Below are 319 nucleotides of genomic sequence, written 5' to 3'. Positions count from 1 at the left end.
CTCCGGAAGTGATCTGCGTTCCGTGCGGTTTTGCAGTTACACTATCCGGATCCGGCAATGCTTCCTCCTGAGATGTTGTCGCCGTAATTGTTATGCCGGCGTGGCTATATGTTTCTGTGTAGCTGCTCGGTGTTGTTTTCTCAGTCAGGCCGGTCAGTTTCAGTGTAACAATTCCGTCCAGCGTAGAGGTTGCGACAGTATGTGTGTACGTCGTAATCGTACCATAGCTGGTTTCATCAGTATGAGTAATCACAAGCGGAGTCAGTTTTCCGTTCGCATAGGCGAAAAACGCCGCTTGCGAATCCATGCCGCTGCTTAA

At 50.2% G+C, this 319-nt stretch carries 1 protein-coding gene; it reads right to left on the bottom strand.

What is annotated here, in order from left to right:
- Positions 1–319, bottom strand: a 319-nt coding sequence (locus H6A25_RS12575) for a hypothetical protein (RefSeq protein WP_204752457.1), incomplete at both ends; no start/stop codon positions are given.

Source organism: Intestinimonas butyriciproducens (assembly GCF_016901775.1).
Lineage (GTDB): Bacteria > Bacillota > Clostridia > Oscillospirales > Butyricicoccaceae > Pseudobutyricicoccus.
The sequence above is the reverse complement of the archived record's forward strand: the minus strand, read 5'-3'. Positions and strand labels throughout refer to the sequence as shown.